This window comes from Sphingobacterium thalpophilum (assembly GCF_038396785.1).
GTDB classification, from domain to species: Bacteria; Bacteroidota; Bacteroidia; order Sphingobacteriales; family Sphingobacteriaceae; genus Sphingobacterium; species Sphingobacterium thalpophilum_A.
This window is the reverse complement of record NZ_CP151087.1, coordinates 2,399,029-2,418,667: the sequence shown is the minus strand read 5'-3', so window position 1 is coordinate 2,418,667 and position 19,639 is coordinate 2,399,029. Positions and strand designations below refer to the sequence as shown.

The following is a 19,639-nucleotide window of genomic DNA, read 5'->3' as shown; positions in this document are numbered from 1 at the left end:
AAAATGTTGATTAACGACTTCAAAATTAAAGACAAATGTTATTTTTGTGAAATAATGTTAAACTTCGAGAGACAAAATTAGTCAAAAAAGCAATAGAAAATATGTTAAATATCGTTATCTATTAAAGAAATAATATAGACTCATTTTGATTCGTTTATAGTAGAGCAAATAATTATTCAATGAAATCAGATTTAAGAATTAGAAAATGGTGTAGCGTTGTGTTTGCTACTTTGGGATTTTTTTTATTGAATTCTTTCAAATTAAACAATGGGCAGGTAGAGCCTCCGGACTACCAAATAAGAACGATTGTAATTGATGCTGGCCATGGTGGAAAAGATACAGGGGCGGCTGGACGGCGATCGTTGGAGAAAAATGTAGCCCTTGAAGTTGCGTTAAAATTAGGAAAGCAGATTCAGAAGGATATTCCAGGTATCAAGATTGTCTATACACGTACGACCGACGAATTTGTTGAGCTTTACAAACGTATCCGTTTGGCGAATGCCAATAAAGCCGATCTATTTATTTCGATACACTGTAATTCCAGCGGTGCCAGTGCGCATGGTACCGAAACTTTGGTCTCTGGTTCGCATCGTTTGGGACAGCAAGATGCTGCCGTTCGCGAAAATGCTTCCTTGTTACTGGAATCAAACTATAAAGAAAATTATCAGGGATTTGATCCAAAAGACCCTGAAAGTGCGATCATCTTTTCCTTGATGAAAAACCGATTCCGTGAAAAAAGTATTCGCCTGGCACAGATGATCGAAGGTGAGTATGTGAAAGCGGGCCGATATAGTAGAGGATTTTGGGAGAAAGGGTTAGCTGTGCTAGCAGAAGCAGGTATGCCAGCTGTATTGACGGAAATTGGCTTTATTAGTAATAGAGAAGAAGAGAGCTATCTCCTGTCTGATGAAGGGCAACAGGAGGTTGTTGATAATTTGGTTTCGGCTCTGAAAATTTATAAAAATTCTGTAGAACGCTAAACAGATTTGCTTTTATGCTGTTTTAAACTTAAATTAATGATCATTACTAAATAGGTTATTTGTGAAAATTTCAAACGAGACAAAAGTCGGCATATTAGCAACAGTTGCAATAGTTTTATTATTTATTGGATATAGCTTTCTAAAAGGAAATGATGTTTTTAGCAGCGATAATACTTTTTACACGACCTATACGACTGTAGATGGCCTAACTCCCTCCAAGCCTGTCCTGGTCAATGGCTATCAGATTGGGCGTGTTTCAAAAATGATTTTACAGGCAGATGGGAAGATCAAAACGGAGTTTAAGATCCATTCTCATTACGATATACCAAAAAACACAGTAGCGAGAATTTCAAGCACAGATTTGTTGGGAAGTAAGGCTATTGTTTTCGAAATGGGCAACAGTAAGGAATTGGCAAAGGATGGCGATTTTTTAACTTCAGGTGTTCAACCGAATATAATGGATAAGGTTGAACCCATTCAAAAACGGATCGAAACAATTACCATTAAACTGGATTCAACGCTATCGGTCGTCAATACTGTCTTAGACAAACAGTTTCAGGACGACTTTAAAAGAAGCATTCATAGTATTTCCACTTCTTTAAAAAATGTGGAAGGCATCACCAAAGATGTCGAAGGTCTAGTGGGGGATGAAAAGGGAAGACTGAATAGAATCATGGCTAATCTGGAATCTATCACTTCCAATTTTTCACAAAATGGTGAGAAAATCAATGCGATTATGTCTAATCTGAATAATATTACCGATAAGGCCGCCCGATTGGATTTTGAACACACCATGAACAAAGTAAATGCTGCAGTCAATGATTTTCAGGAGATCACTGGAAAAATTAATAGTGGTAAGGGATCTATCGGTTTATTGCTCAATGACGAAGCTTTATACAATAATCTTAATAATGCTTCAAAGGAAATGGATAATTTGATGAAGGACGTTAAAGAGAAACCTGGGAAATATATCAAACTTTCCATCTTTGGAAAAAAAGGTGAAAAGTAGATTTAAGAGATCAAATCAGATAATATACATGAAAAGCCTGCCTACAGCAGGCTTTTCTGTTTTCATAAGATTGCCGTTGGGTGTTGGAATTTGTCGACGGTCCTATACCCTAAATTTGCTTCCTTGGTTTATACTTAACCAACCAGCACTTTCTTGTACCCAAGCTTATACGATGTTCTAAATTAGCACCGTTTTAACTACCTTTTTAAAGGGGTATAACAGGGGGTTAATAGGGGTATACCCGGGCTAACCCCCTGTTATACCCCTGTTAACCCCCTGTAAAACCACAGTTAAACTAGAAGCTGATGTTAACCAATGGTTAACAAGAGTATGGTATGGTAAGTATTGAATTGAAATAGAAACGCCACTCATCGAGTGGCGTTTCTATTCTGCTAAATTCAGCACTTTACGAGCGACTTTATTGGTCGCGAAAGTAGATGATCATCCGATCCGATTTCACCGTACTTTCTATAAGGTTTCTTTAAGCCAGGTAAAGAATTCTCTTTGCCAAACCTGTGCGTTTTGTCCGGATAGCACCCAGTGATTTTCATCAGGTAGGTAGACCAGACGGCTCTTAATTTTTTTGAGCTGAGCCAATTGGAATGCTGCCAGTCCTTGTCCGATTGGAACACGATAATCTCTTCCACCCTGAAAGATCAAAATTGGTGTGTGCCAATTATTTGCTTTTTCAATCGGGTTGAATGCGGTATAGGATTTCTCATTTTTGCTATCCCAGTACGCTCCGCCCAGTTCGTGGTTGGCGAAAAAGAGTTCTTCTGTGGTACCATACCAGCTTCTCATGTCGAATAAACCATTGTGCGCAATGAACGTTTTGAAACGGTTTTGATGCACGCCAGCTAGTTGATAAACAGAGTATCCACCATAACTAGCCCCAATCGCCGCGCGGCGTGTTGTATCTACATAAGACTCTTTGGAGATATCGTCTATGGCGGCCAAGTAATCCCGGATTGGCTGACCGCCCCAGTCTTGGGAAATAGCTTCATTCCATTTTACCCCCCAGCCAGGCATACCCCTACGGTTTGGAGCGATGACAATATAACCTTGTGATGCAATCAATTGTAAATTCCAACGGAACGAATAAAATTGTGTCAGTGCGGATTGAGGGCCGCCTTCACAGTAAAGTATCGTTGGATATTTTTTTGCAGGGTCAAAGTTTGGCGGATAGATTACCCATGAGAACAGATCGGCTCCATCGGATGCCTTTGCGATACGTTTTTCAATTTTGTTTTCGCTGATGCTTGCATATTTTGCATCGTTGACTTTAGTGACCGGAGTTAAAGATTTGGTTTTTAGATCAAAGCTGAAGATTTCTGTTGCACGGGTAAACTTTGTAGAGCTAACGATTAATTTGTCAGCTACTTGGCCTACAATACCGGTGATGTCAAAGTCACCTTCTGAAATTTGATGTATTTTTGGTAAACTTTTAGCTTTGATATTGGTCGGTACTTCAAGTTCAAATAGTTGAACGGTACCTTTCGTAGCAGCTGTAAAATAGATTTTTCGATTGTCACTGCTCCAGATAAAACTATTGACCGTACCATCCCAATGTGCTGTTAGATTTAAACGAATTGAGCTGTTTTTGTCAAATAGTATGATGTCATTTTTGTCCGATTCATAACCATCGGTTTTCATGCTGAGCCAAGTTAGGCTTTTCCCATCGGGAGAATAGGTTGGGGCTGTATCATACCCATTCATTCCTTCTGTCAGGTTAGACGTCGTTCCGCTAGCGAGATCATAGCGATAAATATCGGTGTTGGTACTGACAGCATAATCTGTTCCGAATTTCTTTTTACAGACATAGAGCACTGCCTTGCTATCGGGAGACCAGGCAAAATCTTCTGCGCCACCAAATGGTGCCTGAGGGCTGTAGAAAGCTTGATCCTTTAATAGGTCTACCGGCTCGCCAACTTTACCATCAATATAACTCGCCACAAAAGGATGACTGAATTTGCCATCATTGAAGGTATCCCAATGTCTGTAGTCTAAGTTGTCATAGATATAAACGTCCGACTTTGGTAGTTCGGGATATTTATCTGTGCTGTGGTATTTTTTTACGAGCACGGACTGGCTGAAAAGTATTTGTTTTCCATCAGGAGAAAACTTGACATTTTCTAAAGCAATATCGCCATTCGTCAATTGAACTGCTTCAGCCTTAGATAGGTTCTTCTTCCATAACTGCCCCTTTAACAAATAAATGACGTCGCCATTTGGTTCGATCTGAACGACTGTTTCACCACCTTTTTGGTCGGTGAACTGACTGCTAGTCCCGTTTGTGAGTGAAACTGTATAGAGATTTTTTTCACTTGAATTGCTCTCCAGATTATAATTGGAAACACCGTATACCAATGTTTTGCCGTCTGCAGAAAGTCCTTCGGCCGAAACACGACCAAGGTCCCAAAGTGTAGTTGGGTTGATCGGTTGTGGCGATTCCGACACTAATTTGGAGTTATTTTTTCCGTCTTTGCTTTCTTGCGCATTGCTTAGGTTACACGCCATAATCGCTAATGTAAGTATTGTAAGTTTTTTCATCTGTTTAAACATATCTATGCCGCTGAAAAATTTCTTCGCAAGTTACAGAATTTGGTCATAAATGCTAAGTCGAGTAAAAAAATAGCCATCTCTTTCATTTAGAAATGGCTTATTAGAATTGTAAATCCTTATTTTTTTAATAGTATCTGAATTAATACCCAATAAAGTCGAAGACGTTGTTTATTGATCCACATGGCTATTATCAAATTGATACCAGTTTATTTTTGTTGAAACGCGCATCAAAATCGCCAAAATGATAAAGATGCCAATTGTTCCAGCGATAAGGGAATAATCCCGAAGTTGCATGAGGATATAGATAAAAAGATAAAATAAAGCCAGAATAGAACTCAGCAATAGCGCCGATTTCTGGTCTTTGGTAATTGATTTAATGAAACTGCCAATCAACATAACTGTAGCGACTGAAGCCGTTAAGTAAGCTAGATTAAATCCAATATGCTCGGATAGCGCGAGCAGCAATGTATAGAAAAGAACCATCGCTGCTCCAATCAGAATATATTGGATGATATGGATCCGTTTTTTCTTGATCACCTCGGTGAATAGGAGCGAAGTAAAGGTCAGGATGATAACTAAAATACCATATTTGGCGACCCGTGTTGTTTTTTGATAGTTATTGATATCTGGTAGGAAGTTAATTGTAATCATGTCTGCGTTATCCAATAGGTTATATGCAGAGGCAATTGTAGTGCTGACGGCTTGTGCTGGCTTTTGCTCATTGCCCTCATTTCCATTTTCGAGGTTGTTATCGAACTGAAAGATCGAACGGGCATCGTCTGTCCATTGTTGCGGCAGCATCCGACTGAAAGAAGGGATTTCCCAGGAAGCCGAAAAATTGGAGGTTTCGGTATTACGTTTGCCCGGTAAGAATGCACCTGTGAAACTTGGATTAGCCCAGTTACCCTTAGCCTGGATGTTTGTCTGATCACCCAGCGGAAGAAAATTCAATGATTTGGATCCTTTTAGATTTAGTTTTATCTTAAAACGATTGTCTGTTTTCTGCGGATCCAAAGGTACAGGACAGACTAAATTTTGCGTAAATAATTTGAGATTATTAAAGTCTGGGTCGAAAGTCAATTCATTGCCATCCCAATTCAAGGATGGGCGCTTGCCTAAGCCTTTAAAATCCTGGATGCCGAAAATAAGCTTACTGCCTTTCCAGTCAATTTGCTCATTTGGGATCTCGAGTTTTTCTAGGGATATTTTGTCAAAAGAACCGTCTAATGTGATGTTGCTGTTGTAAACTACGGCATTATAAATACCTCGAGAGAGATGCTGTGGCGTTATATCGGTTGTGATATTGGATGTTTTGGGTAAGACAAATATCCATTTCAGCTCTTCTCTAAGGTTCGATTTTTCGGCTTTTTCGGCAGAAAGTGGTATAGTCTCGCGATAGGGGATAGCCAACACAGGACTGGAAATAACCTGCTCCTTTCCCCAGTTTAATGCAATACCGCCAGAAACTTCCTGTTCCCTATTTTTCCGTTCTTCTATTAAATCGCTTATTAACGAAAGTGGAATGAGCAATATCAGGGAAAGAAAGAAAATGACAAATAACTTTAGGACAGTGGAATTACTGATTTTCTCAAAAAATGACGATTGCTCTATCGGTGATGAATTGTTGTAGTCCATGATTTTAGTTGTTTAAATCTATTTGAATATTTTCACTGTATAAGGCAATTTGAAGCTCCGTTAATTGCCAATGAAGGATTTCTTTAAATTCTAAATGATGGAAGTTTTGGAGCGATCGACCTTTCTGAAAATGTCTTTTGTAATAACCGAAATGCTCGGGAAATAAGATTCCGCCAATAAAAATCATTGCCATAAGATAGAGGCTGATCTTTCCATTACCAAGTAAGAGGAATTGCATGGCAATTTCATCTTGTATCTCTGTTCCTGTTTCAGTCAGGATATGAAATACATCGTGATTTTCCAGTTTGGGCATGACATCGAAACCTTTACTTTCATAAAAGAGCCCCAGATTATGGCCGATGCTTCCAACGGGGTAGGTCATAAAATCTGCCTTAGATATTCCCCAAGCTTTTTTGTTCCATTTAAAGATGTCTGCATATACTTTGGAAGACCAATTATAGAGGTGCAGCATCAGTTTTAATCGAATTCCTTTCATTTAATCATGTTTTAAAAGTACTTTGATTTTCAAAGTGAATGAATAAAAAAATTATTTGTATTGTTGTTTTATTAAATTTTCAAGTGCAATAAGGTGATTTTCAAAGGCTTTAAGTCCTTTTGTCGTTCTTTTGTATCTGGTGTTCGGCTTCCGGTCGACAAAGCTCTTTTCGACAATAATGTATTCTTCTTTTTCCAAAGTTTTTAGGTTGGAAGCAAGGTTACCATCGGTTACATCCAACAATTCTTTCAATGAATTAAAATCATATTCTTCATTGGCAGCGAGAACACTCATAATTTGGAGGCGAACTCTGTTTTCAAATATTTTGTCATATAAGGAAAGATCTAATTTCACGATTCGTACTTTTTGTAAACGATAAAACCATAGATGATGTGTAGTACACCAAATCCCAATCCCCATAATAGTAATCCGATTTCTGGAAAACATATACCAATCAAACCCAAGCAGATTTCCAGTATACCCAGGCCTTTTGCTTCGCCAAAGGTATAGATACTTCCCGCAGTCAGTGCCAGTCCATAAAAGATCAGGAGCATAGCAGCAATCAGCTGGTAGTAGCCTTGGACAAAAAACAACAAGGAAATCATGCCACCCGTTAGTAAGGGGATTGAAACTGCAAATAAAAGAGATTTGCTTGTAATGTTCCAAATCGACTGCTTATTTTTTCTCGCCTTTTTACGTGCCATTAGCCAGCCGGTCAGCAGGGATGTTAAGAGGACGATGAGCGCAATCATTAAAAACAGTAGGGGCCTATTCAGATTTTGGCCCAAGAGTAGAGCGGTACTTTCGGGTTGGTGTATAATATAGTATCCCAATAGCATTCCCAGCAAAGCATAACAGCCCATGAGTACACCTGATAATCCGCTTATTGAAACAAATTTGGACGATTTTTCCATTAATGATCTGATCTGCCCAAGTTCTCTAAATAAATCTTTCTGTTCCATAAAAGTACTTTGATATTCAAAGTGAATGAATAATAATGAATTATGCAAGGGATTGGGATAATATTGAAAAAAAAATAAAAAAAAGAGTAGAAAATACTTGCAGGATATAGGTTTGGTTTCTATCTTTGTGGCATCAAAAGAAATCCTAATGCGGAAGTGGCGTAATTGGTAGCCGCACCAGACTTAGGATCTGGCGCCGCAAGGCGTGGGGGTTCGAGTCCCTTCTTCCGCACTTGATGTCCTCCCGAACTTAAAACCTCGGGAGGATTTTTTTATGAATGCGATATAGCTAAAAAGAGTATGAATATTTCACACGAGAATGTAGATGCAATCAATGCGGTAGTCAACGTCGCATTAGCACCTGAAGATTATAATCCTCAAGTCGACAAAGAGATTAAAGCGCAAGCTAAAAAAGCAAAATTACCAGGGTTCCGTCCAGGTCAAGTTCCAGTGGGACATATCAGACGCACTTATGGTAAATCTATTTTATTTGATGAGATCAATAAATTAGTGAATGAGAAAATCACTAATTATATTGCTGAAAATAAATTAGAAGTTTTAGGTCAACCACTTCCTTTGGAAGATGATGCACAGTACAGCTGGGATTATAAAGACAATTTCAACTTCAAATATGAAATTGGTCTTGCTCCTGCTTTTGAATTACCTTTTACTGCTGAGACTGAATTTACTTCGTACGAAATCAAAGCTGATGAAGAGACATTGGCAGATCGTATCAAGAACTTGCGTCGTAGCTATGGAAAAATGACTAATCCAGAAGTATCTGAAGAAGGTGATGTATTGTATGCAACATTGAAACAAGATAAAGAGGAAGGTCTAGAAAAAACAACTTCTATCCGTACAGATATCGTAGAAGATGCTAAGATTAAAAAATCATTAGTTGGTCTTAAAAAAGACGATGTTGTTAAGATTGATGTTAAAAAAGCATTCAAAACTGAAGATTTAGCACGTATCTTAGGTATAACTGAGGAAGAAGCAACTGCTTTAGACGTCACTAAATTTGAATTGACTGTTAAGAATATCAACCGCTTAGAAGAAGCTGATCTTAACCAAGAATTTTTCGATAAATTATTCGCGGAAGGTGAAGTAACAGAAGAAGCTCAATTCACAGAAAAAGTGAAAGAAGAAGTTGAGAATTTATTCAAACAAAATTCAGATCAAAGATTACGTAATGATATGTATACTTTTGGTATGGAGAAGGTTGATGTCTCTTTCCCTGAAGAGTTCTTGAAAAGATGGTTGAAAGCAACTAACCCAAGCATTTCTGAAGAAGAATTGAACGAAGGTTTTGCTGACTTCTTGAACAACTTGAAATGGACAATCATCGAAAATCGCGTTGTTACTGAAAATGGTCTTGAAGTTAAATATGATGAAGTTATCAATTTAGCAAAAGAACGTATCTACGCGCAAATTAAGATGTACAACATCAACGAAGAGCCTTCTGATGAGCAGTTGAACCAATTTGCAATTCAATTGTTGCAAGATAGAGAACAAGGTAATCGTTTGTTCGAAGAAGCTAAAGCTTTAAAAGTATTTGATCACTTGAAAGGTTTAGTGAAATTGAATGCTAGTGAAATTGAATACAAAGAATTCGAGAAATTGGCATAAGCGATTTTTAAAATAAAAAGAAAGTCCCTCCGATCTATTTGGAGGGACTTTTTTATTTTCAATGCAGCGCGTCGCCTGGTGGCAGCTTAGACACTATTCGTTTATTGTTGTTCAGATCATCCAAAGATTGTTTGTGTAGGCTGTTATATGGAGCTGAAATACAAAAGTTCTGCTGATGGCATCGAGGCGTACTCCCAGAATAGGGACAATGGGGTTGGCATAGGAGTTGGGCTGCTGGAGTTGGATGAGGTCTGCTGGAGTTAAAATGGTCCGCTTGAGTTGGATGGGGTCTTCTGGAATTGAAATGGTCCGCTTGAGTTGAACGAGCTCAGCCAGAATGGAAAAAAGACCTGTTGACATAGCCAAGGGTCTAAACGAAACGTTAATTGACCTTGCTTTTCTTTGTTTCAGTAGGAGCTGTCGTAATCGTCTTCTTGCCAAAAGGGAATAGCCTTTTCAAGAACTCTGAGAAGCTGTTAAATTCCTGCCGATAAAGTAATCCGAAAGCACTTATATACTCGCCGTCGTTGGGGCTAAGAAGAAAGTTGCGTGTATTTAGGCGATTGGAAGCACGTAGGACCAAACGGCCATCTTTTCTTAAATAAAACATAGCCTCGGCATCGGTTGAGACCCGATCTGAAAATACATTCAAATCCGTTAGAGCCTGACTTCTACGGTCGGAGATACCGCCTGTCAAAACAAGCCTGTCGTTGAATAGACGCAGTGAGGCAGATGCATCATTTAAAGATTTGATATTAATATCAAAGAAATTGATGTTAAGCGATTGGGCTATGATGTTGTTGATCTGGTTGAATGCTATTTCAGTTCCTGCAGATAGCAAAGTGTTATTGACTTCTTTACCAAAGTCTGTTTGTGTGCCAGGTGTAAAACTTCGTCTCACGATTAGGCTAAGCGCCTGTTGATTGACATTGTTGGCATCTGAAAAGTATCCCTGCAGTTCATCCTTAACTCCGGGGTTTTGTGGAAAGTTGATGTCAAACGTGATTTCCGGCTGACTTAACTGCCCTTTTAGGATCATATCGGCCTGTGCCAATACACGTTCAGGGTTTTCTTCCCGGCCTGCAGCATTATACAAAGGTGCTAAGCTTGTTCTTTGTTGGTAGATGGCATTGATATTAATGTTCGCTTCAGTTGGGTTTCCCGCCCATCGTACTGTTCCGCCTTCTTTGAGATCAAAAATCTTGTTGATATAATCTTGAGCGGTGAAATTGAATTTTCCGCTGTTTATAATAAAATCACCAAACATTTCAAAATCTCCCAATGAAGATATCCGCATGTTGAGATTGCTATTTCCCCTTCCTGATAACTCGCCCATACTGGAGAATAGATTTATTTCTGCATTCGGGTTGATCAAGAGGTCCATATTCATCGTCAGACCGTTGAAATCTCGTTTCTTAACGTTTTTCTTCGTTTTGGTCGAGTCTTTCTCAATAAAGTAGATAAAGTCCGTATCTGATATTGTACTGGCACTATTAAAGGGAATATTAATAACGGTGTTTTCTTCGGATTTAGCCCGTATATTGATATTCATGGCAGACGTTAGTCCTTTAAACTGAAAAGTGCCCGAAGCGTAAGCAGTGCCATAATATACATTATTGTCCTTTATTGTGGTATTTAATACCAGGAAATTCTTCGTCTCTGCAGTTACATCGATATCGGGATCACTCAGTTTGTTGAGATCTACAACGCCATCAATGGTTGCTATATTGTTTTTGGGATCGTATACTTTTAGCCCTGTGAGAAAAATTCGGTTATTGGTAACCGCAATTTCGTCAGAAAGTCGGTAGGGTGTTTTGAGGTAATTGATAACCATCGAAGCATTATCCAATTTTCCGGAACCTGTAATTTTGGGGTTCAGGATATCGCCTTCGATATCGAGGTCTGCATTGACCTTGCCCTGAATATTGGATACCAGGCTTCGTAAAAAGGGCTGGAAAACAAACACATCTGTGTTTACGAGTTTAGCTTTGAGATTAAGCTTATTGTTTTCACTTAAATGGTTATAGGAACCTTGTAACTGAATTAATTTATTTCCTTCCTCTATCTTGCTGTCTAGTTTTACCAGTTGATTCTCGGGGTCGTAGTTGGCACTTAGGGCTAGTGAGCCGATGGGAATATTGTTATAGAGGATAGGTGAAGTTTTTATATTGGCGACAATAAAGGGTGCTTTGAATACGGAATTAACTTCAATATTTCCGTTTAAATTTCCGGAGAGATTGATGCCATGGGGCTTAGTAATACCATTTAAAGATGTAAGATTAAAGTCCTGAAATTTGAGATTGATCTGATCACTGACTTCATTCGACAGGATGCCATCGATATGGACTTTTTGTTCGTCGTGACTCAGCGTCAGTTTTTCAAAATACCATTTTCCTTTCGATATTTTCAATTGTGCATCATTATTGACAAGCCATCGCTCTCTATTGATTAAGATATTCGATGGATAGAAATTGATATAGGCAGGTTTGGCATGGGCGAAGCGTATGACGCCATTAAGATCCAGACTATTGCTTGCTTCAAGTTCCGACATTTTGATGTTAAATTGTAAACTGTCGTTTGCCAAGGTGTTTGAAATATTGACGTTTTTGATATAGGTACTGTCGGTAAAATTTATGCGATCGATGGAGGTCTGCAATTCCATATTCTTCAAATTGGCATTTTGATCGACAATCAGGTGCGTTAGCCGAATACCATTGTACTTGAATTCGGGTGCGTAAAAATTAAAACTAGCCGTTTGTTTTTCGCTTTCAAATTTTGCATTGAGCGTTGCTCCGCTGTCTAATGCGATATCCTTTCGAAAGAATGTTGCGATCGGCTTAAAAGAAGTGATATTAATATTCAGGTCAAAGTCCTGGCGATTAAAAATGTTGTTTTCAAACCCGATTGCGGGAGCGTAGCGCATGGCTAAAGCTTTAAAATAAGGAACAATTGTATTGAGGTCTATTCTTCCTTTGAGATCAACGTGTCCGATCGCCGACTGTAAGGTAAGGGAGCGTGCATTTTCATCTCCTTCGGCAAGGAAATTGATGTCGCGGATGACGAATTGGCCCTTAGAGGAAGTGAAATTGACACTGTCTGATTTAAATTCACCGGTAATATTATTGATGTTGTCCCCAATTAAGCTGGTGTGGAATTTCGTGTTAATAATGTTGATAGGATCCCCCTGAAAGAAGTTGAGTTTTTTTAGATTAGCTTGTTGGATATCAGCATCCAGGTGATAGTTGGGTTTCACAGACCAATCGATATCTGTGGTAAACTGTAGTTTTAAATTTGGATCATATATTTGCCCTGAAGCAAGAATTAACTGTTTATCTGTATTTCCTTCAATTTGTATATGTTGATAGCTGTAATTCTTGAAATTGAAATTACTAAGATCTCCTTTTATCTTTAGGCTCATTTTCTTAGGATCGGTACCTGTTCCGTCAACCTGTAAATTGAAGCCTGTTGCTCCCAGATCTTTTAATTTTGTTATCGTACCTACATCGAACTTTTTAGATTGAAAATTGCCCGCATATTTTATTTCCTTCTGGATATCCAGTAAGGCATCAGCCTCAACATTCCCGATCGCAGTCGTGAAAACTCCCTTTGTCTTAAATTTATTGTATAATCCATTTAGGCTGCCTTTGAATGAAAATTTGTCGAAGATCTGGACAATTTCAGGAAGTTTGAAATTTTTTAGATTTCCGAGATCTGTAATAACAGCATTTAAGTCTTTGTGCTCAGAAGAAATTGCTATACTGGGAACAATAAATTTAGTTTTGTCGATATCTGGTAGACCGATAATCTGAAGGTCACCTGCTAAACTCGTTTTTTTTCCAATTGTTAAATCGACCTGTGATGCGTTGATGGAAGATACAGTTCCTTCTAGATTTGCCCGCTTGATATTGACGTCAAATTTGACTTGGTGCATAGGCGAGGAAAAGAAAGCAATATCCTCAGAGTGAATACGGGAGTCCCGTGCACGAAGTTTTACATGAACTTTATTGATAAAGTCCGAAAAATCGTCAAAGCTGTTGTAGCTGAGTTTGATGTAATTTTTGAATGTAGAACGATTGGTGGCTAGCATAAGCTCACTGAGTTCGATGCTTGTATTGCTTACCTTCGTTTGGGCAAGAAGGCCTTTGATCTCTAAACCCTTCTTTTCGCGAAGATTGAATGTCTTGATGTTCGCTGAAATTTGATTAGAATCGATTTTTATCTTATCAAAATGGGCGTTAAGTTTGGAAATCCCTAAATCTCCAAAGTCGACCACTTTATTGTAATGTTTGCGTCTATGGTTAACATAGTTAAACGCATTGTTCTTAATAACAAGTTCCTTTATATCGAAGATGATTTTTTTTGAACTTTTCTTTTTTTCTTTCTTAGGCGGGTTAAAATAACGAATTAAGAATGACATATTTGAGCTATCCTGGAATTGCTCAAAAGTAGCTTGGGTATCCTCAATGGTTAGTTTGTTGATCACAATCTTGTTCAATTCAATGAACTGAGAAAGGTTGACGTTGGCTTCTAACCTTCCTGATTTTAATATTTCTTTTCCCTCTAGACTATAGAGTTGAAAATCTTCTACTACAATAGATTTAAAAGGTTTGAAATAGATGCTTTTGAGGTTTATTTTAGTGTTTAGTTCGTTGGATAAATAGTCTACAGCTTTTTGTGCAACATAATTTTGTACCGGTTTCAACTGTAGGGATAACGCCAATGCAAGCAGTATAATGAATATACTACCAAGGACTATTGACACTATTTTAATTATTTTTTTGATACTTTTGTATTAAAATTTATTACCTCAAGCTATGGCTATTATTTTAGGGATTGAATCCTCTTGTGATGAAACCTCCGCTTCTATCTGTATTAACGGTGAAATTCATTCAAATGTTATTGCAACTCAGGCAATCCACGCAAAATATGGTGGAGTGATTCCCGAGCTCGCTTCACGTGCTCATCAACAAAATATTATTCCAACAGTGGAAGAAGCCATTCGTCAAGCAAAAGTAAGCAAAAATCAAATAGATGCAGTGAGTTTTACGCGGGGACCCGGATTATTAGGTGCACTTTTGGTGGGAACATCTTTTGCAAAATCATTTGCACTCGCACAGAATATTCCTTTAATTGATATAAACCATATGCAGGCGCATATCCTGGCTCATTTTATTGAGGATCCGAAGCCTAGTTTTCCGTTTTTATGTCTTACTGTTTCTGGTGGTCATACACAAATTGTGTTGGTGAAAGATTATTTTGAAATGGAACTTTTGGGAGAAACATTGGATGACGCGGCAGGGGAGGCTTTTGATAAAACAGCTAAAATCCTGAATCTTCCTTATCCCGGTGGACCGCTCATCGATAAATTTGCAAAAGAAGGTAATCCGGCAGCTTATCGGCTTCCTGAACCACAGATCCCTGGTTTAAATTTCAGTTTTTCAGGATTGAAGACCGCGATATTATATTTGGTCCAAGATCAATTGAAGCAGAACCCGGATTTTCTGACCCACAATATGGCCGACTTATGTGCTAGCGTGCAATCCCGTATTGTATCAATCCTGCTGAATAAATTAAAGAAAGCGGCAAAGGAGACAGGGGTAAAGGATATTGCCATTGCAGGTGGCGTTTCGGCTAATTCTGGCCTGAGACAGAGCTTAATTGAAATGGGGGAGAAATACAAATGGCGGGTCTTCATACCAAAATTTGAATACTGTACGGATAATGCAGCGATGATTGCCATTGCGGGCTATCATAAATTTCTAAAGAAAGATTTTGTAGGTCAGGACGTCGCTCCTATGGCTAGGATGCACCTGTAGCAACTATTGAAATCTTGAGTTTCCCCGGACACTGTCCTTTTGTACTGGGGAAACTTAAAATTCTTTATTTTATAAAGGGGAACTATACCCATAGGCCTGTGCCGTAGAGGTAAATAAGTTTTTCTTCGGCTGGTAAAAGTTCAGTTCATACCCCTCAGCACCCCAAAAGATACTGATAAAACTAATTCCTTGCTCAGAACGCAATACTGTTAGTATCTGAAAAGCCTCGTTGTCAAACTGACCGCCATCATCAACACGCCAAGTGCTGATATCATCGTATAAAGCCGGGAAATCCAAATTGATCAGCTGTTCGTCCTTTGCGTAGGAAAATACAGCTAAAGCAGAATCTTGTTGATTTTCAAATACCGTAAGATTAAACTCGGACTGATCACTGAGGATGGCAACTGTCGTACTTTTATTAACCTTCCTATTGTATTTCTTCTCAAGCTGCTCCTTAATCGCTGAAGAAGTTTCTTTTTGAACTTTTGTAAACTTCTCAATTTTGTACTGATCTAAAAAAGCCTTGTTGACAAGCATGCCAAATTCGCCGGATTTAATTGCGTCACTAATTTTAAATAACGAACCTTCACTATTCGCGAAGTTCTGCGCGGTCTGTCTTCCGTTACTCTCTTTGTTATCCATTTTATTCTGAACAAACTCAAGGGGGCTAACTTGGTTTTCCACAATGACATAGTTGTATTTTTCGGGACCTTCCATCGCTTGATCCATAGGAAGAGCGATTAGTGAGTCCTTTTGCTGGTTTAAAAAACCAAAATATGGCGAAATTGTCTCTTCCTTATTTTCATGCTTAATTGCAGTCTTGGATTGATTTTGATTGTTACCACAAGCATATAATGTAAGTAGAAAAATAGCTGAAAAAAGTGACTTCATAAGTATTTTGAATTTTTTTGTGAAATATAAGGCTTTCGCTCATCATAATGAAAAGATTTAAACTTTAATGTTATGATAAACTCTAAATTGAATATCTACCGCAAAGAATGGCTGGACGTTATTTTTGCTGGTCGTAACAAAATGTACGGTGCTTACGAGTTGCGAAATCTCTCTGATAAAGCAACAAATGTGGGTTTGGGAATTGTTGTTTCTTTTGCAGTTTTGCTGATCGCAGGATCCTATGCATATAATAAATATTTTAAGCAAACTGTTCCGCCTATGATTTATACAGTACAAGATATTGGGCCCGACATGCTGGAAGAAATTCAAAAGAAGGTAGAAGAGAAAGAAGAGGTTCCTGAAGAACCTGTCATGATGAAGGAGAAAGCCCCGCAGCAGGTTGCCCAAGATGTATCCAAATTTGATCTGGTTAGAATGCCTGATATAAAAGTGGCGAAAGCAAATCAAGTTACGGAAGAACTTGTAAGTCAGGATGAGTTGAAAAATCCCAATACAATGACCTCAAGGATCACATTGAAAGCAAGTCCATCGGGAACATATATTGCGCGTGGTGAATTTGGTTCTTCAAAAAGAGACGGTGATATTACTGGTTCTAAAGATGGTTCATTATCCGGAGGCGGAACTGATGATAATGCTAACAATACATTTACATCAGTAGAAATTATGCCAACACCTGTAGGGGGGCTGCCTGCCTTTATGAAGTGGATTGCCGAGAATTATAACTTTCCACAACAGGCTTTGGATCAAGGGGTATCTGGTGTTATAGAGGTTTCTTTTGTCGTTGAAAAAGATGGATCACTAACAGATATTGCTGTTAAACGTGATATGAAATTTGGTACAGGAGATGCTGCTATAAACTTATTGAAGAAAGCGAAAAAATGGAAACCAGGCGTACAAAATGGACTTAAAGTGCGTGTAGCGTATACTTTACCGATCCGTTTAAGTGCTGTCTCACAATAAATGCTTCTTAACTTTATTTAACAGATCATCAATTAAACTTTCGGCAGTCAAGAGGACTCTTACTGATAAATAAGTTGAAAAAGAGTACATATTAAAAAGAATGATTGTTGGTTGTATAAAAAATAAAGACATGAAAAAGTTGATGTTAAGTTTGGCCTTATCTGGATTGATGTTAGCCGGTTTCGCTCAAGAAAAAAAAGATGTTAAACCAGAAATGAAAGAAATGCAAACTTCCGTGCATAAACATAAAATGGGAAGAATGCACGATGGTTTTAAAAATAAAACGCCAGAGGAAGTTGCTAAGATGAAAACTGATCGCATGGATCAAAAATTAAAATTTACAGATAAACAGCGTAAAGATATCTATGCCTTTAATTTGAAGCAAGCAAAAGACCATCAAAAAATGGCTGCTGAACGTCAGGAACATCGTGCAAAAATGAAAAAGCAACGCGTGGCAGAACATGAAAAAATGATGGGAATGTTAACGCCAGAGCAACAAAAAACGTTAAAGGATTCCTACGCTGAAAATCGTAAAATGCACAAAGAACATTGGAAAAAAGACAGACAGCTAAAACGAAAGGGCTTTAAAAAAGGTGAAGTAACTAAAACAAATGATGCAGACGTAAAAGCATCATAAACATTAAACAAGGATAGTTTTCATATTAAATATTGGTGAGTGTTAGTAGAGGAGGGAACCATTGGTTCCCTCTTTCTTATTATGTAAGCTCATGCTTAATACCTAAGCTCATCATTTGTTCGACGTGTTTTGTCTGGCTCAAAAGTTACACGACTGCAAAATGCTTCGATATTTCCATCAGGATGCACTTATTTGATAAACCTTCTTGTTATTGAATTACTATCCATCAGTTTGGTGATCAGAAAACTTAAGCTAAAACCTAAAATCGCTATGGAGAAAATTTTCAATGTGGCTGGAAGATGAGGAATAGGCAAGAAGATGTCTGTCAGTGCTTGAACAAGGATAAAATGCGCTAAGTAAATACCAAACGTGGCTGATGAAAGGCGTTTTATCCATTTAGATTCGGGTATCTTCAGCTTTTGAACGACAAGAAAAATAGCGATGGTCATGAACGCTACGTTGATATTACAGAAATACCAGATAACCTCGAGATTGGCGTAATTTCCTGGATAGTACTTTTGGGTCGTCAAGAAGCCAAAAAATGTGGCATTCGTTTGATCGTCTAATGCCACTTTTTTGTTATTCTTTATTTTTTTGATGTTCTTTCCATTGTTTAGAGAAAGATTTGTCTGCCAATTTGGGTAGTTCCCGTTGTTCTCCCCAGGTTTTCTGAAAGAGTTTTTTGAGGAAGAAATTTTTGAATTTCCCACCAAAAAAATCGATTAGTTTTCTTCGCATTATCCCATAGGTGAACCACTGCCATACTTTTTGTTCCGTTTTTGTTGCCAGACCCTGATCGACTGAATCTTTTCTGTTGACGAGAAGCATGCGCTGTATGTCAATACCAACGGGGCAGACCTCAGTACATTTTCCACAGAGTGTGGAAGCATAGCTTAGGTGTTTGAATTCCTTCATGCCATTCAAATGTGGCGATATGAGTGATCCAATTGGGCCCTGATAAGTCGTTTCATAGGTATGTCCACCGATGTTTTGATAGATTGGACATACATTCAGACAGGCGCCACAACGGATGCAGTACAAACCCTGACGTTGTTCTTTTTGCGCTAAGAGCTTGCTGCGGCCATTGTCAAGCAGTACGACATACATTTCTTCTGGACCATCTGATTCATAAGACTGTTTCGGCCCAGTGAGTAGTGTATTGTATACCGTTAGATTTTGGCCCGTGCCATGTGTGGATAGGAGTGGCCAAAAGACTTCTAAATCTTGTACATTGGGAATGATTTTTTCTATTCCAACGACGGCAATATGTGTTTTGGGGAAGGTCGATGTCAATCGGGCATTTCCTTCATTTTCGGTAATTGCTATACTTCCAGTTTCTGCAATTAAGAAATTGGCTCCGGTAATCCCAATTTCTGCCGATAGGTAGCGATCTCGAAGTAATTCACGGGCCTTCATTGTAAGTTGCTCCGCAGATGCATCTAGCGGTGTGTCAAATTTCTCGTGAAAAAGCTTGGCAATATCTTCCAGGCTCAAATGCATGGCCGGCGTAACAAAATGATAAGGTTTTTGATCCAGCAGCTGAATGATATATTCGCCAAGATCAGTTTCTATGGCTTCAATATTTTTGGAGGCAAGAAAATGATTAAGCTCGATCTCTTCTGTCGCCATCGATTTTGACTTTACGACAGATTTTGCTTTTTTACGTGCAATGATCGAATAGATTTCGTCCAAGGCTTCCGTAGCATCATTCGCCCAGATTACTTTTCCGCCCCGAGCCGTGAAGTTTGCTTCAAATTGCAACAAATAGCGATCGAGATTTTCCATGACCTTCCATTTGATCAGGTTCGCTTTTATCTTGCTATTTTCAAGGTCCGCAAATTTGCTCTTGCCCTTTTCGAAAGCCGTGCTGTATTTGTCGATATTGTAATTGATAATATCGCGGTGTTTGGTGTCAAATGCTTTTTGCGCACTTTCCTTAATAAACGTATTAGCGGTACTCTCTGCCATCTAATCTGCTAATTTTTCACAAAAAAAGTTGGTAAAAATTACCAACTTTTAAATATACTGTTAATAAATTGTTTCT

The 19,639-nt window shown here is 38.4% G+C and carries 16 protein-coding genes and 1 tRNA gene; 7 read left to right on the top strand and 10 right to left on the bottom strand.

Translation table 11 applies throughout. The features are described from left to right. Positions 1–179: 179 nt before the first annotated feature. Together AACH28_RS10815 and AACH28_RS10810 are read left to right on the top strand one after the other, a co-directional pair. Positions 180–980, top strand: coding sequence for an N-acetylmuramoyl-L-alanine amidase (locus AACH28_RS10815; RefSeq protein WP_312482877.1), 801 nt, complete (start codon positions 180–182; stop codon positions 978–980). A 61-nt stretch (positions 981–1,041) separates the two neighbouring features. Then, positions 1,042–1,989: an MlaD family protein gene (locus AACH28_RS10810; protein WP_088160402.1), complete on the top strand. Its 948-nt coding sequence runs from the start codon at positions 1,042–1,044 to the stop codon at positions 1,987–1,989. 468 nt (positions 1,990–2,457) lie between these two features. Here the strand turns inward: AACH28_RS10810 and AACH28_RS10805 are convergent, their stop codons facing one another. The 5 genes from AACH28_RS10805 to AACH28_RS10785 all read right to left on the bottom strand — a co-directional run bounded on the left by AACH28_RS10805 (position 2,458) and on the right by AACH28_RS10785 (position 7,644). Then, a complete protein-coding gene (locus AACH28_RS10805; RefSeq protein ID WP_341832934.1) occupies positions 2,458–4,539 on the bottom strand; it encodes a S9 family peptidase in 2,082 nt (693 codons plus the stop codon). Positions 4,540–4,719: 180 nt separating this feature from the next. After that, positions 4,720–6,186, bottom strand: a complete 1,467-nt coding sequence (creD, locus tag AACH28_RS10800; protein ID WP_341832933.1) for a cell envelope integrity protein CreD — start codon at positions 6,184–6,186, stop codon at positions 4,720–4,722. Between the two features lie 4 nt (positions 6,187–6,190). Continuing rightward, positions 6,191–6,682 (bottom strand): hypothetical protein, encoded by a 492-nt coding sequence (locus tag AACH28_RS10795; protein WP_341832932.1) that lies wholly within the window; start codon positions 6,680–6,682, stop codon positions 6,191–6,193. Positions 6,683–6,733: 51 nt separating this feature from the next. Continuing rightward, complete coding sequence (locus AACH28_RS10790; RefSeq protein WP_075991269.1) at positions 6,734–7,036, bottom strand: transcriptional regulator; 303 nt, start codon at positions 7,034–7,036, stop codon at positions 6,734–6,736. Next, positions 7,033–7,644 carry a hypothetical protein gene (locus tag AACH28_RS10785; protein ID WP_312483007.1) on the bottom strand — a complete coding sequence of 204 codons (612 nt, stop codon included), beginning with the start codon at positions 7,642–7,644 and terminating at the stop codon, positions 7,033–7,035. The genes AACH28_RS10790 and AACH28_RS10785 overlap by 4 nt, the downstream gene beginning before the upstream one ends. A 150-nt stretch (positions 7,645–7,794) precedes the next feature. Here AACH28_RS10785 and AACH28_RS10780 point away from each other — a divergent pair. Together AACH28_RS10780 and AACH28_RS10775 are read left to right on the top strand one after the other, a co-directional pair. Beyond that, positions 7,795–7,876, top strand: a tRNA-Leu gene (locus AACH28_RS10780). A 68-nt stretch (positions 7,877–7,944) separates the two neighbouring features. Next, entirely contained in the window at positions 7,945–9,270 is a 1,326-nt protein-coding gene (locus tag AACH28_RS10775; RefSeq protein ID WP_075991271.1) for a trigger factor, read from the top strand. 111 nt (positions 9,271–9,381) lie between these two features. On the opposite strand, the gene AACH28_RS10770 is transcribed toward AACH28_RS10775, so the two are convergent. Beyond that, complete coding sequence (locus tag AACH28_RS10770; protein ID WP_341832931.1) at positions 9,382–9,630, bottom strand: hypothetical protein; 249 nt, start codon at positions 9,628–9,630, stop codon at positions 9,382–9,384. Between the two features lie 22 nt (positions 9,631–9,652). After that, positions 9,653–14,032 (bottom strand): translocation/assembly module TamB domain-containing protein, encoded by a 4,380-nt coding sequence (locus AACH28_RS10765; RefSeq protein ID WP_341832930.1) that lies wholly within the window; start codon positions 14,030–14,032, stop codon positions 9,653–9,655. Positions 14,033–14,084: 52 nt separating this feature from the next. Between AACH28_RS10765 and tsaD the strand changes: the two genes are divergently transcribed. Continuing rightward, the gene (gene tsaD, locus AACH28_RS10760) at positions 14,085–15,086 is read left to right on the top strand and encodes a tRNA (adenosine(37)-N6)-threonylcarbamoyltransferase complex transferase subunit TsaD (RefSeq protein WP_120335337.1); all 1,002 of its coding nucleotides are present in this window, start codon (positions 14,085–14,087) and stop codon (positions 15,084–15,086) included. A gap of 69 nt (positions 15,087–15,155) precedes the next feature. Here the strand turns inward: tsaD and AACH28_RS10755 are convergent, their stop codons facing one another. Further along, entirely contained in the window at positions 15,156–15,977 is an 822-nt protein-coding gene (locus AACH28_RS10755) for a hypothetical protein (RefSeq protein ID WP_312482165.1), read from the bottom strand. Between the two features lie 72 nt (positions 15,978–16,049). On the opposite strand from AACH28_RS10755, the gene AACH28_RS10750 reads away from it, so the two are divergent. Continuing rightward, complete coding sequence (locus AACH28_RS10750; protein ID WP_341832929.1) at positions 16,050–16,958, top strand: energy transducer TonB; 909 nt, start codon at positions 16,050–16,052, stop codon at positions 16,956–16,958. A 130-nt stretch (positions 16,959–17,088) separates the two neighbouring features. After that, positions 17,089–17,595, top strand: a complete 507-nt coding sequence (locus AACH28_RS10745; protein WP_312482163.1) for a hypothetical protein — start codon at positions 17,089–17,091, stop codon at positions 17,593–17,595. A 188-nt stretch (positions 17,596–17,783) separates the two neighbouring features. Here the strand turns inward: AACH28_RS10745 and AACH28_RS10740 are convergent, their stop codons facing one another. Continuing rightward, positions 17,784–18,167, bottom strand: a complete 384-nt coding sequence (locus tag AACH28_RS10740) for an acyltransferase family protein (RefSeq protein WP_312482162.1) — start codon at positions 18,165–18,167, stop codon at positions 17,784–17,786. A 7-nt stretch (positions 18,168–18,174) separates the two neighbouring features. Continuing rightward, positions 18,175–19,563 (bottom strand): LutB/LldF family L-lactate oxidation iron-sulfur protein, encoded by a 1,389-nt coding sequence (locus tag AACH28_RS10735; protein ID WP_312482161.1) that lies wholly within the window; start codon positions 19,561–19,563, stop codon positions 18,175–18,177. Positions 19,564–19,639 lie beyond the last annotated feature (76 nt).